This window comes from Cronbergia sp. UHCC 0137, assembly GCF_034932285.1.
Classification (GTDB): Bacteria; Cyanobacteriota; Cyanobacteriia; order Cyanobacteriales; family Nostocaceae; genus Cronbergia.
This window is the reverse complement of sequence record NZ_JAYGHC010000012.1, coordinates 9,458-25,891: the sequence shown is the minus strand read 5'-3', so window position 1 is coordinate 25,891 and position 16,434 is coordinate 9,458. Positions and strand designations below refer to the sequence as shown.

9 protein-coding genes are annotated in these 16,434 nt (G+C 40.1%); 6 read left to right on the top strand and 3 right to left on the bottom strand.

Annotated features, from left to right (window positions below; translation table 11 throughout):
* Positions 1-202 precede the first annotated feature (202 nt).
* Positions 203-520, top strand: coding sequence for a hypothetical protein (locus VB711_RS07775; RefSeq protein ID WP_323285274.1), 318 nt, complete (start codon positions 203-205; stop codon positions 518-520).
* Positions 521-1,114: 594 nt separating this feature from the next.
* On the opposite strand, the gene VB711_RS07770 is transcribed toward VB711_RS07775, so the two are convergent.
* From VB711_RS07770 to VB711_RS07760, 3 genes are all read right to left on the bottom strand, one after another.
* Complete coding sequence (locus VB711_RS07770; RefSeq protein ID WP_323285272.1) at positions 1,115-2,581, bottom strand: DUF4335 domain-containing protein; 1,467 nt, start codon at positions 2,579-2,581, stop codon at positions 1,115-1,117.
* A gap of 66 nt (positions 2,582-2,647) precedes the next feature.
* Positions 2,648-3,256, bottom strand: a complete 609-nt coding sequence (locus VB711_RS07765; RefSeq protein ID WP_323285271.1) for a DUF3038 domain-containing protein — start codon at positions 3,254-3,256, stop codon at positions 2,648-2,650.
* Positions 3,257-3,644: 388 nt separating this feature from the next.
* Positions 3,645-6,158, bottom strand: coding sequence for an endonuclease MutS2 (locus VB711_RS07760; RefSeq protein WP_323285270.1), 2,514 nt, complete (start codon positions 6,156-6,158; stop codon positions 3,645-3,647).
* A gap of 193 nt (positions 6,159-6,351) precedes the next feature.
* On the opposite strand from VB711_RS07760, the gene VB711_RS07755 reads away from it, so the two are divergent.
* The 5 genes from VB711_RS07755 (at position 6,352) to VB711_RS07735 (ending at position 16,240) form a co-directional block, all read left to right on the top strand.
* Positions 6,352-6,891: a pentapeptide repeat-containing protein gene (locus VB711_RS07755; protein ID WP_323285269.1), complete on the top strand. Its 540-nt coding sequence runs from the start codon at positions 6,352-6,354 to the stop codon at positions 6,889-6,891.
* Between the two features lie 349 nt (positions 6,892-7,240).
* Positions 7,241-8,035 (top strand): molybdate ABC transporter substrate-binding protein, encoded by a 795-nt coding sequence (gene modA, locus VB711_RS07750; protein ID WP_323285268.1) that lies wholly within the window; start codon positions 7,241-7,243, stop codon positions 8,033-8,035.
* 366 nt (positions 8,036-8,401) lie between these two features.
* Positions 8,402-10,204, top strand: coding sequence for a vWA domain-containing protein (locus tag VB711_RS07745; RefSeq protein ID WP_323285267.1), 1,803 nt, complete (start codon positions 8,402-8,404; stop codon positions 10,202-10,204).
* A 120-nt stretch (positions 10,205-10,324) separates the two neighbouring features.
* Entirely contained in the window at positions 10,325-13,060 is a 2,736-nt protein-coding gene (locus VB711_RS07740) for a tubulin-like doman-containing protein (protein WP_323285266.1), read from the top strand.
* A 123-nt stretch (positions 13,061-13,183) separates the two neighbouring features.
* Positions 13,184-16,240 carry a hypothetical protein gene (locus VB711_RS07735; protein ID WP_323285264.1) on the top strand — a complete coding sequence of 1,019 codons (3,057 nt, stop codon included), beginning with the start codon at positions 13,184-13,186 and terminating at the stop codon, positions 16,238-16,240.
* Positions 16,241-16,434: the final 194 nt, after the last annotated feature.

The following is a 16,434-nucleotide window of genomic DNA, read 5'->3' as shown; positions in this document are numbered from 1 at the left end:
CAATTCCTCTTTTAAACTGGGCTTTAGACCCAGAACTAAAGTTTTATTCATACTTCTTCCCTCCTGCCTACTGCCCCCTGCCTCCTGCCTTCTTTGTAAAGCTATATTACAAAGGTTGGAAAAATATTGAGAAATTCCCTTGAAAACAAACATGGCACTTAATGTAGAACCTATAGGAGAGAATTGAGGTAAATAAAATAAAATGAACAACAATAATATTCAAAACTATCGGTTTGTCTGCACTCTGACTTTTGGTGATATTTACGGTCAAATAATTGTGTGGCTAATCACAATCACCATTAGTTTAGCATCTGCCTTAGCGCTCATGGGTGCTAAAAGACCAGTATATGCTTTAGCCACAGTAGGGCTAGTCGTATTTCTCACACTACCTTTTTTGCTGTTTGCTTTCGTGACTACCTTGTTAAATCATATTGAACTAACTGCCATAGAGCCAGGCACAAAAACCGAACCCATCCCCGGAAATGTTTCTCAGCAACAGCCAATCCAAGCAACTAGCTGAGGAAAAAGTAAAAGTAAAATTTTGGCTAGATATACAGAAATCGGTTAAAAAATGAACTTTTCTACAAATGCTTGATCATTTGATTTTATAGAGTAAGGGTTTGAGCAATGCTCATAAGTGCCAACTTAACATGAAACTCTTGTAATGTCGTTAGATCAAACTTATTCAGTTCCCCAACAATCAAGAAGAACCCCGCCCCCGCTTTTGAAGCAGCAAAATCTCCCCTCCCCTCTTGAGGGGCTACCGTGTACACACAAGTCTTATCAAGATTAAATCGGCGGTTAGAAACCGCAACTACACAGGCAAAACCCACCTCCGTGGGTTAAAAATAAGTAGTTTTTCTTCAGTCCACGCAGGTGGACTTTGTTTGTGTAGCCGTGATTTCTAATCGCCAGGGCTTGTTTTGGGTAATCAGATCACTTGTGTGTACACCGTAGCTCTTGAGGGGAGGGGATTAAGGGGTGGGGTAAAACGGCTGTGGTAAAACGAATTGAGCCTAAGTTGACACCAATGAGCAATGCTAAACCCCTACCTTATATTGAGGTGTTTTGGCAATCTTGTAAAAGTTCAAATCTAAACCCTGTGGACTATATATTAAGGATTCTCTGGAAAGGTTTGCACCTTACCATCTGGACTTAAAACTGCTCGCAGTCTGACATTTTGCCCATACTTATTGATAGAAACAAAAGGTTTGCCAATTTCTGGGATACCTGTATTATCAATATATTGTCTTGCGGCTTGATTCAAAGGCAAAATTCTTTCAATTGTCCCATCAGTACCGAGCATTAAACTATATTCTAGAGTATCTGATAAACCTGTGGGTGGCTGCCATTTCTTTTTCAAAAAGTCTCTGGCTTCTGCTACTTGAGGTGTATCGAATAATGTAGTTTTAGCAGTTTCACTAGGCTGATTGGTTAAATTAGCATCATTAACTTTGGCCTTGGGCTGTAAGTCTAATGCTGGGGGTAATTGGGGGGACGTGTTAGGTATAGTACCAATTGACCGAGAGATAGAAGATCCGGTCTTGGGGACGATGCTAGTATTTTGTGGGGATAAATTTTCCCTGGTGGTGAGAGTAATACCAGTTGGGTTAATTGACTTTGTAGAGTTGGGTGAATTGGGTACTGGAGGCGGTAAAGGAATTTGTAAATTAGCTGGAAAGGCTGGATTGAGGGGATCTTTCGGTGTTATTTGCGTTGTGATAGAATCACTGGCATCAGGAAAAGCTAGAGTTGGAGTGGTGTTAGAACTGCTTCGTGGTGCAGGAGTAGCTAACTGTAGGGGGGATAGAGTATTTGCTGGCGTGGGAGCTAAATTAGTTGGAGATGTAGTTTTAGCTTGAGGCGTTTTTAAAGCCAGTGATGATTCGGGGTACGTTGCTGTTTCTTGGGTTGGGCGATCGCTGTTAGCATATTGCCAAGTTAAGGGAATTAAACCCGCAGCTAACACCAATACAGCCGCCGCAGAAGCCCAATTAGGTAATTTTTTTGGAGAACTCTGATTCATGGAAGTTGGTAAAGCCATCATATCAGCCGAGTATTCATCTAAAGCCGTGGCTAAATCAAATAATTGCAGCAGAGTCAGTTGAATAGATGCTCCAGATGTAGAATTAGCAAGAGAACCGAGAAATAGTTGATGAGTTAAATTTCCCGTTGATTCTAAATAGATTTTTGTTTGAGGTGTGTTGGGATGAGGAAATTGTAGAGTTTTAGCTGATAAAGGAATTTTATCTAAATCCTGTGATTGGAGTTGAGTCGATGTAGCTTTTAACTGATCATCAGTGCTGGTAAAACTCATCCAAAAACTTTCTGTAGACTGTTGGAGGAGATGTTGAATGTAGCTGGTAACGGCATCACACAAAGCTTCTAGTTGATCGCGATCGCCCTGAATTGGGACTCTATTTTTTTCTGGTAGCCGTGGGTCATCAAAGTATAAATTAAAACTTACCTGTTTGAGAACAGTTTTTCCCATCCAACGGGACAAGGGTGAACTCTGGGCTAATATTTCCAGTGTGCAAGTAGGGGGGGTGTAGCGACGGATGACAGAATTTGATCGAGACATAGCAAGAATTTCTGGGTGGACAATAAAGAATTTTGGATTTTGGATGCTGGATTAATAGTCTAAAATCTAAAATTGTTTTGTAGAACGGTCTATCAGTGTTAACCACAGCCGGCGGTGTCCACCAGAGGAGCTATAAAAAAGTAAATCTACCAATAGTTTTAATGCTAACCGAGTTAACAAATCTGTAGAAATTTGTTCATCCTCTTCCATCCGTTCTTGGTAGGTGTTACAGAAAGCATCAATATAGTCTCCCAACAAAGCTGTCTGATGAGGTTCTTGGTTTTTCACCGCCACTTGTTCTAATAAACTAACAGCACGACGAATTATTTCCTGATGCTGATTAGCCAGGTAGCAAATAATTAAAACCAGTGCTTGCGCTTCTTCTACATCTAGCTTTTTCCGTCCTCCTTGACCTTTACGGAGAGGGTTAGACTGACGCAATCGCCATAAAGCTACTCTGTCTGGTATTTTTGATTCTAAATTGAGGTTATTTGCTGCTGTGAGCATAGCCTCAGAACCAATTCCAGTTAATGTTTCTAATGCTAACAGTACCAAGTCTAATTGGGTTTTGATATTGTCCCAATGAACTGTGTTTAAGGCTGTAAGCTGGTTTAAATCCTCCCATTGAGAATTTAGTTTAGTTGAGTTAGCGGCCGAGTGCATAACTTTTAGCATAGGTTGTCAGGCTGATAAAGGCTGTTGCTGTTACCCATTTTGAAACCAGACCTTAAACTATGAATTTTCGCTTCCCATAGTTTGCCTAGAGTCAGTTTACTAGATATCAGTTATTTTTGTTTTAATTTAGTTGAAAATTGAGGATGGGGGATAAGGGGTAAGAGGTGATTGGTGATTGGTCAGAACTTACGCAAAATATACTAAACACGGTTTAATTATTTGATTCCGTGGGTAGGGGTTTAGCACTGCTAAACCCCTACATATCTGGGTTTTTCATGATTTTACAAAAGTCCATATTCCACCCATTTCAGTATATCTCTCAAAACCTTATTTCTCTGTGAACTCTGTGCCTCTGTGGTTCGTTTATTAGGACTTATTATTTCTCCATTTATTTCACATAAGCAATAGTTACGCCAGCACCTCCATCTGCTCGTTCTGCTGGTTCATAGTGGCTAACTCTGGAATGCTGCTGCAAATAGGCATGAACTCCCTGTTTGAGTTTACCAGTCCCATAACCATGAATAATCCAGATTTGTCCATCAGCTTCAGAAATGGCTTTGTCTAAGATATATTCGGCATCAGCTACCCGTTTTCCGCGCAAATCGACGGTATTTTTGGAGGTACGAATCGCTGGGGCTGGTGGTGCTGGTGGGGGAACTGGTGCGGGGGCTGGTTTGGCTTTAACTATTGGTTCTGGTTTTTGTCCGTCTAAGGATTCTACATCTGCTAACTGGACTGTCATTTTCATGATCCCAAACCGGACTGTAAATTCGCCGTCGGTGTCGGGGGGGGTGATAACTTCGGCTGTTTGTCCTATTTTGGGAATGCGAATGCGATCGCCCACTTTGGGAATAAACCCGATTTTGGCTTTGGGTGGTGTTGCTGGTTCGTATTTCTGGGCTATTTGCGTTAGGGAGTTGGTAGCTTGCTGGGCATCTTGGGCGCTTGGTGTGCCTTGTTGTAAGCGACGAATGACTTGGGCAATTTCTCCTTTGGCTTGAGCGATCGCATTTTGAACGGCAATTTCTTGAGAAGCCCGCAAACTCTGTTCTCGTTCCTCCAAACTGGCGGCTTTTTGGGAAACTTCCTGATATAACCGTTCTGCTTGTCGTAATAATTCTTGGGCTTCGGCGGCTTTAGTTTCTTGACGGCGGCGTTGTTGTTCTAACCCGGCGATCACCTGATTAACTTCGTCGGTAGCTTCTCCCACTTGGGTTTTAGCCTCGGCTACTACTTCCGGTTTTAACCCTAAGCGCAAAGCAATAGTTAAGGCGTTAGAGCGTCCTGGAATGCCCCACAACAAACGATAGGTAGGCGAGAGGGTGGTTTCGTCAAATTCCACAGAAGCGTTCTCAAATCGCTCATCTTCATATTTTAGAGCTTTGAGTTCCCCAAAGTGGGTGGTAGCAATTGTTAGCTGGGCATGGTTGGCGAGATATTTGAGGAGAGCGATCGCTAACGCACTCCCTTCTACCGGATCTGTCCCTGCGCCCACTTCATCGAGTAAAACTAAAGATTGGTGATGGGTGATGGGTGATGGGTGACTGGTGATTGGTGATTGGTGATTGGTGATTGGTGATAATTCCTCCCTACCCTCTTCCCCTGCCTCCCCTGCCTCCCCTGCCTCCCCTGCCCCCTGCCCCCTGCCCCCTGCCTCCCCAGTTCCCAAAGCTTCTAAAATTCGACTAATCCGGCGAATATGTCCAGAAAAGGTAGATAAACTTTGTTGTAAAGATTGTTCATCGCCAATATCGGCTAAAACCTGCTCAAACCAAGGCATTTCCACTGGTTCACGGGCGGGGACAAATAAACCCACCTTAGCCATTAATGCCGCTAATCCCAAGGTTTTTAAAGTAACGGTTTTTCCCCCAGTATTGGGTCCTGTAATAGTCACCACCTTAATATTAGGACTAATGAGTAAATCAACAGGGACAACACTTGATCCTTGTTCGTGCTGTTGTTGCCAAACTAATAAAGGATGACGCAACTGCCGCAGGGTAATCATTTCCGTTTGTTGACGATCTATAAATCGGGGGGGATTTGCACCCAACCAGAAACTATAACGAGATTTAGTAGTTGCTAAATCTATGGTGGTGACGATCGCTAATAATCTTTCTAAATCTGGTGTAACTGCTGCTACTTGCTCAGTTAAAATTCGCCGAATAACTTCTTCTTCTGCTTGTTCTCTTCTGATAGTTTGACGGAGTTGATTCCCCATGGAAACAATGCTGTGGGGTTCAATGTATAGAGTTGCCCCACTCATGGATGTGTCGTGAACAATACCCGGAATTGCGTCTTTTTGGGGTGCTTTCACAGGGATCACATAGCGATCGCCCCTTTGGGTAATCAACTGTTCTTGGACTGCTCCCGATTTAGCTTGGATGATATTTTGCAGTTTTTGAGTAATTTGACTGCGTAATCGCCGCAATTCTACACGGATTTCGCCCAATTTTTGACTAGCGCGATCGGTTACTTGGGCGCGTTCATCAATACAACGGTGGATTTCCTGCTCTAATTCTGGGTAAGTCCGTAAATCAGAAACTAACTCTTTGAGAACTGGTAAATCTTCTTGGTTGTCAATTACCCGCCGGAGGTTTCTTGTACCAGATAGAGTAGTAGCGATCGCTAACAATTCTTCCCCAGTCAAAATCCCTTGCAGTTCGGCACGTTCTAAGGAATCACCGATATCTTGAATCCCCTCAAAGGAAAGTCCGGGAAACAGGCGACTTTCCAATTGATAAACTTCCTTAGTTTGAGCTAACAACTGTTCGCTTTCTACTTGAGTAGTCGGGATTGGCAGGTTACGCGCCACCGTCGCCCCTAACTTAGTTGCCGCAAAGGTGCAAAGGTGCTGGCAGAGGCGTTGCCATTCGAGTAGTTCTAGGGTTTCAGATTGAATCAAGGTTTCAACGTCTAATCTGAAACTATCGTAACAATTCTAGCCCATAGATAGCTAAATCTTCAGGGATGAATTTTTTTTCTCTAAGATACAAGGTTGGGTTGAAGAACGATACCCAACATTAATCAACTATCATTAACCTTATAAATATCTCTACATCATTAATATCCGCTTGAAGCAAACACAAGGTTAATTCATGGTTTGGAAAATTACTACTGATGAATTGTTGGCTCGGTACAACGCTGGGGAGCGTAACTTTGCTGGTGTCGAAATTTTGCGGATTGTCGGCGAAATGGGCGAAAGAGACGGAGTTGATGGTCAGATTACTGGACTCGAAGGTGCTGACTTGCGGGGTATTAACCTGCGGGGAGCTAATCTTGAAAAAGTTAATTTGAGTGGGGCTGATTTGACTGAAGCCGATTTGTTCGGGGCTTATTTGGGCGAGGCTGGTTTGGTAAAAACTATTCTCAGGGATGCTAATTTGTTCTCCGCCAATTTGAGTAGTGCTACTTTGAATGGGGCTGATTTGACTGGATCTGATTTGAGCCATGTTAAAGCGGTTGGTGCTAGTTTCATCCGTGCTAAAGTCCCTGGCTTTGAACGCAGTGATTTGACTCACGCTGACTTTCGAGATTCTACTGGCAATGAGTATGCTCTTTGTCGCTGGTTTAATGTTATCTGGCATACTACTATGCCCGATGGTACTATCAAAGAAGGTCCCTACTGTAAATGGTAATAGTTTTTCTTCAGTGCGATCGCTCGTAGCTCGTAGGTTGGTTTGAGGAACGATACCCAACATTAATCAACTATCATTATTATAAATATCTCTACATCATCAATATCCGCTTGAAGCAAACACAAGGCTGGGTTAAGCGACAGCGCAACCCGACGCATTTGTTGGGTTTCATACCATTGCTCCGCAACGCTAACGCTAACAACCCAATCTACCAATATAAATCTTCAAGGATGAATTTTTTTGTATTTTTACCAACTTAATTGGTAAATCGTAGTTAAAGCTACCATTTTCAAAATCCGAGTATTTTAGAATGCCAATACCAAAGGGACATCTATATACAAGCTTGAATATGAACATAAAAAAAATTCTCACCTTAATTAGTACATTTATTGGTGGCTTCTTACTAACAATTAACTTATCAACACATACGCCCACAACTGTCGTAGCACAATCGGATACCAAAATACTTATTTCTGCTGCTGCCAGTTTGAAAGACGTAATGGAAGAAATCAAGCCTCTTTACCAACAAAGTCAGCCAAATGTTGATCTTAGTTATAATTATGGGTCTTCTGGTGCTTTGCAAAGACAGATTGAACAAGGCGCTCCAGTAGATGTTTTTATCTCTGCGGCCAAAAGGCAAATAGATGATTTAGAGCAAAAAGGACTACTTATTCCCAATACTCGTACCATCATCGCTAAGAACCGCCTCGTTTTGATTGTGCCAAATAACGTTGTAGGCATCACCAGCTTCTATAATTTAAAAGATGGGAAAATTAAGAAAATAGCGATCGGTGAACCTAGAAGCGTCCCGGCTGGACAATATGCAGATCAGGTTCTCAAAAAGTTAAATATTTTGCCCCAAGTTAAATCCAAGTTAGTCTATGCTAACAATGTGCGCCAAGTCTTAGCGACGGTAGAAAGTGGCAATGCTGATGCGGGTCTTGTCTACGCCACTGATGCCAAAATCTCTAATAAAGTGAAAGTAGTAGTTGCTGCTGATGAAAAATTTCACTCCCCGATTATTTATCCGATAGCAGTCGTCAAAAGAAGTAAAAATCCTGATGTAGCCAAAGCGTTTGTCCAGTTTTTATCTAGTAATGAAGCCAAGGCCGTATTGAAGAAATACGGATTCATTCTACCTTAGAGGGTGTTTGAAAACTAGCCTTGGACACTGGAAATCGCCGCTTCGTGGAACTTGTGAAAAATGCGGGTGTAGAGACGTTCCATGGAACGTCTCTACGAAGGTTCTAGTAAACGCATCTTTTATTTTCACTTCATGTTTATTAGTCCACGCAGGTGTAGTAGCGCCTCTCAAACTGTTATTTCTCAGCGTCCTCTGCGTCCTCTGCGGTTGGATACTCCATAACTTATGGGTAAATCCTATCCATAATACATCAATGAGGTTTTTTGTCAATGCGTCAGTCCTAACTACTAAATTCAGCCAGCTTTTAGTTACACTAATTATGGTGCTTTACCGAATGGAAACTGATATGGCTGGAGAAATCTGTCAATGAGTTTTAGATGCTTCAAGCAATGGTTAAAATATGCTTCAATTCCGAGTTTTGCGGTTTTAGTTTCCATCTTAATTGCTGAATTTTACTCGACAACCGCCCAAACTACGGCGAAAGGAGGAATCGACTGGATTTTGGTAGTAGATACTTCTGCTTCCATGCGTGGGGTTGGTGGGACAAAAGATATTTTTGCTCAAGTTCAAAATTCTATTACTGAGTTTGTTAATACAGCTAGAGTCGGGGATAAAGTTACTCTTTATACTTTTGATCAAGATGTCACCTTACATATTAAAGATATTGCGATAAACAGCAATCCTGATAGAGGTAAACTTAAAGAAATAATTAAATCACTCCAAGCGCAAGGAGTGAGGACTCATACAGGGAAAGCTGTCCAAAAAGCGTTACAACATTCTGGCTTATTAAGCCAAAAAGCAGATGCGCTTGGTCGGACTGTTAGTATAGTGTTTTTGACAGATGGGGTAGAAGATGTACGAGGTATTCCTAATCCTGTAAGTATTCCTAGCAACACCCAGCTTTTGCGTCAGCAGCAATGTAAACCCTATATATTTTTTGTATCTTTAGGGCTAAAAGAACACGAAAAGCAACTGAATGATTTTGCTAACAATCCTGCCTTGTGTAATAAAGGAAGAGTATTGAGAGATCCGGGAGGAGTTCAATTAAACCAACTGGCGCAAAATATTCGACCAGTATTGGTAAAACCTAAGCTGGATGTCAATTCACCTAAAACTGAGTTGGAGCGGTTTTTGCCGGGAACTACGACGAAACCGCTTAATATTGATAGTCTTAGCAATGTCAATGCTAAAGTAGGCTTGCGACTAGAAGATCCTAACCAAAGTGGTATTCGTTTAATTGCACCAAATAAAGATGTTGATTTAGTTGCCAATCAACCAACAGTTATACCTGTGCAGTTACAAATTCCGCCAGAAGTTCGGGGTGGTGATCCTGATTTGCGCTTAGTGATGACAGCGAAAAATAAAGCGATCGCTCCCATTACTATAGACTTACCTGTAATTATTCAACCAAAGTTAGCCATACAACCTGGGAGTATAGATTTTGGCTCTATAGATCCTGGAAAAACTACAGAAACTCAAACCCTGGTAGTTAGTAGCAATATTTCTGGAAAGGCCAACTTACAGCTACAAGACAATCCCCCAGAGATTTCCTTAGCACAGCCTTTAGCCCCTATTTCCTTGCAAGTAGGAGAAACTAAAATTCCTGTCCAATTACAAGTCACTGATAACAGTTCAGAAGGTCAGCATACCTTCAAGTTAATAATTATCCCAGATGACCCCATTGCCAACCCCATTACTTCCCAAGGTAGTCTTAATATCTTGATGCCACTGGGACGCAAGCTATTAATTTGGTTAGTTATAGCTTTACTGCTATTATTCATTGTTTTAATTGCCATTTGTCTAATTCAGCGTAAAACCCCTTGGGAATTAATTCATGATTTGCAGACTCGCAACCATTTAGAAGGTGAACTAGAAATATTAGAACCTCTACCAATATCACCAGAGGGTCAATATATCAGTTTAACCCACCGACAAGTTAATAAAATCCCACTAAGTATGTTGATACCAGAAATTGATGCCACAAAAACCGATGCTGAGTTAGTTACCATTTGGCGGGCAGGTAAAAAGAATATAGATTTATACTGTGTACAAGGTGTGATTTTGATCAATAGTCAAAAGATCACCACATCAGAACTCTATGATCAAGACATAATTGAGCTTGCCCAGGTGAAACTGCGATTTAACTGGATTGGAAACCAACGTCCCTAGAATCAAGCACAGGGTAAAAAATTACAGTTTAAAAGCAATAAACCCTGGCTTTGTATGTGTACAAATTAAATGTAGAACCTGACAAGTAGACTATTGTATAATTTTTACGGAGCAGAGTGAATGTCACGTCCCACGGTTGTTTTTCGTCCGACTGTTGTTATTGGCTTAGGAGGTACAGGTTATGGAGTTATCCTCAAGCTAAAAAAACGATTTATAGATGTTTATGGTTCAGTTCCCGAAGTTATTCGGTTTTTATCTATTGATACTACCGAAAACATTCAAAGTCGGGAAAAATCTCCAGAAGGTAATACTGTAGTTTTAGAACCAAATGAATTGTATCCGATTTCTGTCGCCAACCCCGGAAGACTGTTAGGGGGAAGTAACGAACATATTGATGAATGGTGGCCGAAGGAAATTCCTGCCCACGGGATTATTAATGGTGCTGGACAAATTCGCTCCCGTGGGAGATTGGCTTTATTTGCCAAAGTTAGTGATATTAATAGTCTGATTGCTCAGGCCATCAATGCTGTTAGGGAAATTCGCACTAGAAAACAGGCATTTTCTGATAACTTTCAAGTTTCTAGTCGGGACGGGGTAGAAATTTTTGTTATTGGTAGTTTAGCAGGTGGAACAGGTAGCGGTACATTCTTAGATGTGGCATTTTTAGCGCGGCAATATCTCAACAGTTTCTCAAATATCACGGGAGTATTTGTTTTACCAAGAGTATTTGCTAATCTGCCTCAAACTAATATGGTGAGGTCAAATGCCTATGGCGCGCTGAAGGAAATTGAGCATTTTTGGGGATTAACACCAGCCAATCCCTTGGAGGTTGATTATGGAATTATGAAAGTTAAAGCTGACCGTCCTCCATTTGATGCGGTATTTTTGATTGATAGTATTAATAAACAGGGAACTGTAGTTAATCGTCCTGAAGATTTGTTGAATTTAGTAGCCGATGGTTTATATGTACAGATTGGCTCACAAATTGGTTTAGATGCTGCTAACGTAGCTGATAATATTCGCGCTTATTTAGCGACGGCAGAAAAGGTACGGGGACGGAAAATAAACTATTGTAGTTTTGGTTTTGGGGCGCTGACTTTACCGACCCATTTGTATGAACAGATGAAATTAGAAGATGCTCAAAACTTTTTGAGTCATGAATTGATGGATTCTAAACAGGTGATTGATGGGGAGAGCGAAATTATTCGATTTTTAGAAGATTGTAAGTTATCAGAAACCACGGCTTTAGATGCGTTGATTGAGAGCGATCGCGGTGGTAGTATGAAAACTGAGTTCAGAATTAGCGAAATGCGCTTCGATCGCACAGCCCTACCAACTATTAAGGAACTCTACAAACGACAGTTAGATCAAATGGAGCAAAGAACGGCTCAGGAATTGGGATTAAACTTTTATCGGTTATTACAAATAGCTACTGATGCCCTTGCTAATTGGTGGGAGCGCGGTCTTAACCGTCCCAATGGTTTGGCTTATACTGGACAATTTTTCAGCGAATTAGTCCCAAAATTGGATGGGTTGCAACAGACTATGCAGCGCAAATCCCAAGAAGCACAATATCAATATAATTTGTTGAAGTTAGAACCACTGGAAGAAAAAATTAAGGAACTTGCCGAATCTTGGTTTCCTAATAAGAATAATATCCAAGCAGCTTGTCAAAGGTACAAAGAACGGAGTGACCAAAAATGGAAGCTGTATTTACATTGGAAGCGGTGCGATAAAGCAGCAGAACTCTATGGTATCCTCCGAGGAAAGGTGGAGGAAATTCAAGAAAAGTGCCAACGCATTCGCAGTAATCTCGATAAAGTTAATCAAGATTTATCGCAGAGTGTTACGGAAATCAGCCGTTTAGGAACTAATGATAATCCGTTTATTCAAACAATTCAACGAGTTAATCTGCAAAGTAAACGTCCACAAATTTCTGGGGAAGAGTTTATTCGCTGGTATCGAGAAAAGTATCAAACCTTAACTAATTGGTCGGACAAAAAAGCCGAAAACGTCAAGACAGAAATCTGGGAATTTCTAGAAGATAAATATTTTTCTCTGACAAAAATGACTGTTGAAGATGTCTTAGCCAATAGTAATCCAGAAGATGCAGGACAAGATTTAGAACAATTAGGAAAGCTGGCTGTTCCCCTTTGGCAATACGAAGAATCAGAAATTCCGGTGCAACAACAACATTTAATTACAGAGTTTTATTATTACGGAGTTGAAAATAATAATACAATTTTCACCAGTCCACCTTTAGCAAATCGCGTTCCAAAAGGCAGAGATAATCCTTCCTTTGTCCCCACTGGTGAAGCCCATAAGGTAACTTTATTTCGAGTGGAAGTGGGAGTTCCTTTATTTGCATTAAATGGCGTGAAAGAGATGGAATCAGCCTATTTAGATCCGAATAAAGTCTTTAAACACCTGCATCGAAATTGGGACAGTTTCCCGAATCTAGTTCCTCCAGAAGAAGATGGTGGGGCGTTGCGTTGGTTTGCTTTGGCCTTAGCCCCTGCACCATATCAACTGATTGTCAATCAAAATAGGAATTATTTAGTCTATACTGACCAAGCTAAAAAATTAGATGGTCAAGTTTTGCCCTTGGGAAGCGATCGCAAATCAGCCTTCAAAGCTTTTAAGGGTAATTCATCTTTAGTCAAAGAAATTGCTCACAAAGTAAATACGCTGACTCATCAAAACAAAGATAAATCTAGGTTGATTTTAGAAACCTATATCAATCAAATCAATAAAGTTTTGAAAGAAGGAAAAGTTGGTAATCAAATCAAAGAACAGGTAGAAATGGAACTTAAAGAAATTCAAGCATACCTGGAAGATTTGGATGTAATTTTGTAATCGTAACTTACTGCAAAACTTCAACTCTATTCCCTGTTCCTCGTTAAGTAATGAGACAGAATTAATTACACAACTGGTTTTTCTGTTCCCTGTTCCCTGTTCCCTGATATTAAGATTGGCATTATGCCTAAACCAACTACCATTTTAGCTCTTGATCCTCACAGTGCAGCCCTCTGTGCGACAATTAAACAGCAACTTCAATATCACTCAATCGAACAAAGCCAAGTATTTCAAGCTTATTTACTAACTTGGGATGGATTGAATTTTGGTTTTCGTTCTGATTTAGAACAGATGACCGATCAAAACTTTGATTTAACAAAAACTCGCAGTCATCAAGCTTCTATTTCTCAAATCCGTAGTCAGTTTATTAACGCAACTAACCAAATTCAACCTTTACTGATTGAATTACTCAAAAATGCTGATCAATCTTTAGAAGCGATCGCTGCTAAACAAACAGGGGTAGAAATTGCTAATTTACATCGAGTATATCTGATGCTTTCAGTTAGCGATCGCTTCTCTAGGGGAGTAATATTTCAACTAACTCGTTTGATTCGTTGGCTATTTACTAAGTTTTTCGCTGATGTTCCCCACAGTTTAGAAGCTTTATTATTACTACCAGGATTATTTAATCAAACAACAACGGCTGATTACGCCGCAGCCTATGGTTTTCTGAAAGAACTAGATTGGACAATGACTAACGGAGTTGTGATTTCTGGTACTCAAAAAGGTCTCCCTTTTGATAACTGTTGGCTAATAGATGATCGCATTGGTGAACTAAAAGACAATTTAATTAGTTATGCTGATGCTTTTTCTGGTTTCCTCACTGTTGAACCAGAAATCAACGGATTATTAATTGGTATCAACAAAGTACGGGGAAAAATTCCTGCTTACAGCGCTTTTGGCTATGGAGAATTATTTTTTCCTGTGGAAACGGCTGTTTCTCGTTTAAGTAACGCTTTAGCAGCCAATATCATGGTTACTCAATTTTTACCAAGGGCAGAATCTACACCCGAATCTAATCGTAAATGGCTGTTAGATGCTAAAGAATTTGTGCTGAGTGAAGACTATAGTAATGCTTTTTTGCTGTTAGAAAGAGATAAGGGTAGACCAGTTTGGCAAGATTTTAATCCCCGCTTAGAAATGCGCGCTGGGATGGTTCAAGAATATATCATGGAATTACAGCGTGCTTATCAGCAATTTGAAAATAAAGAACTACTTTCGTATAAACGTAGTTTAGAAAGTTGTTGTAAACAAGCACAATCAGCACTTGTTGCTTTCTTAGATCGGACAATTAACCGCTATGCTGATGCTGCACCTAGAGGTTTACATGAAGCTATTAGATTATTAAATGTATTAACTTATTCCTATTTGGAATTACAAACCGAATCTATTAGCGAACAGCCTCAAAACTTAGTTACAGAACTGCGTATAACTGAAGCTTTCTTAGATTCAAGATTGGAGATAAAAATTGATCAAGAAAATACTCAAAATCTACTAAATCAAGTTTTATCTTTAAAATTACGGCGACAACAATTACATGATAGTTTAGGTCAATTCAGTTCTGAAGAAATAGCCCTAGAGATAGAAACAACTCAAGAACAGCTAGAAACAGCGATCGCTGAATATCGTCAAGCCTTAAATATAGAAGTGGATCAAGCTCGCAAAATCCGATTAATAGCGATCGCTCGCGCTAGAGAAAAGGCTCAAGAAACGATTATTATCGTTCAAAAACATCTCACGTCAATTGAAAATCAAATCCACACAGCTACAGATCATTTAAATGAATTGTTAGAAGAAGAAAGTTTTTTTCGTTATCAATATTTATTTATTTACCCCCTTGTGGTTGTGGTTGTTTGCGTGATTTTATTAATTTTAACTGGTTTATTCAGTCAATCAAGTCTGTGGTCATTATTGCAAGAATTTTGGAGAAATTTAGGGACTTATTTATTGTGGACTATCAGTGCCACCTTCATCTATTTAGGTCTGGTTTGGCTGAAATACAGCACCAATATTCGCGATCGCATTCAGCAAGTCCAAAAACAAATTAAACGCCTAGAAAGTAGTTTAAAAGCCAGTGCTGTAGAATTGCGCCACAGTTATAATCAGCAACTAAAGTTAGATTATGATCTTTATCTCCAAAATCTGCGAATTGAGGCGTTAAACCATCTAATTAAAACCGCTAAACAAAGAACTGAAACCTTACGCCAAACTCAATCTAACTTCGAGCAAATATATGATGATTTAGTTGATAAACGCGATCGCGCTACTACCAAATTCTCAGATATTCGGCTAACGGTGCTAACTGACGCAGATATTGATGCTTATTATCAAAGTATTCTACCAAAACTACCAATTAAGCAATTCACCCAAGAACAAGTCAGCCGTTCTCAATCATGGCAAATGTCAGCAGAAGCCTTTCAAAATCGACTGATTCCCTTTGCACGTCAGCAGTTTGAGCCATTGAGTGATTTATCTATTGGGGAATTGTTACAGCAATCAGAATTAATTTCTACCCATACAGCCAATTTACGTTTAAATCAGCTTTATAATAACGCAGATTTGTTATTACGACTTCAAGATATTGACACCAACTTAAACCAAACTTCCCAAAAAGAACTGACTATTTGGGTGGGAGAAAAAGATAAAGAAAGACTTTTTGGATTTTACAGTCGTTTAAGTCGCACATTAACCGCTTTAGTTGGGGAAGACGAGAAACGTTTGTATATGTTGACCCGTTGTTTAGGTTTTCCCGCTTATCTTCTCAGCCAAATTGAGTTTTATCGAGACTGCTATGAACGCACCGAGAGAGAACAAATTCAAGAAGACGAGAATATTCCCGACTTAATTCCTGATGAAATTGGCTCAAGTAAGGAATTAAAACTAGCTTATCAAACCTTGTTGTTAGCGATCGCTCTAGATTTATTATCTCAAAATTCCCAAGGAATCTATCAATTTCAAGGTAACTTACTGGATAGTAATCGAGAACAAATCGCCTTATCCTTGGCCAACGAATTTCCCTATCAGGAACTATATAGAGATATCAAAGACCTGATAGAAACATTTGATCGAGAATTAATTTACCAAAAATTGCAAACATTAGAAACATCAATCAACAACTTAACTGATCATGAACGCAAGTTTTTAGATCAACTACTTATAGACTACAATCCTTTGAATTAACTATAGGACTCCTATTTGATTTTTGATAGCTTGGGTGGCGTAGCCATATAGAACTCAGTACCTCAGTACATACTGAAAGCCCTGTTCCCTGTTCCTGGTCGGTGAGAGCCAATTTTTACACAATCTTAAATTATTCAAATACAGGAGACTAAGTTTCAGCGATCGCTACTTGAAAACTAGGAAATAAATCAGGT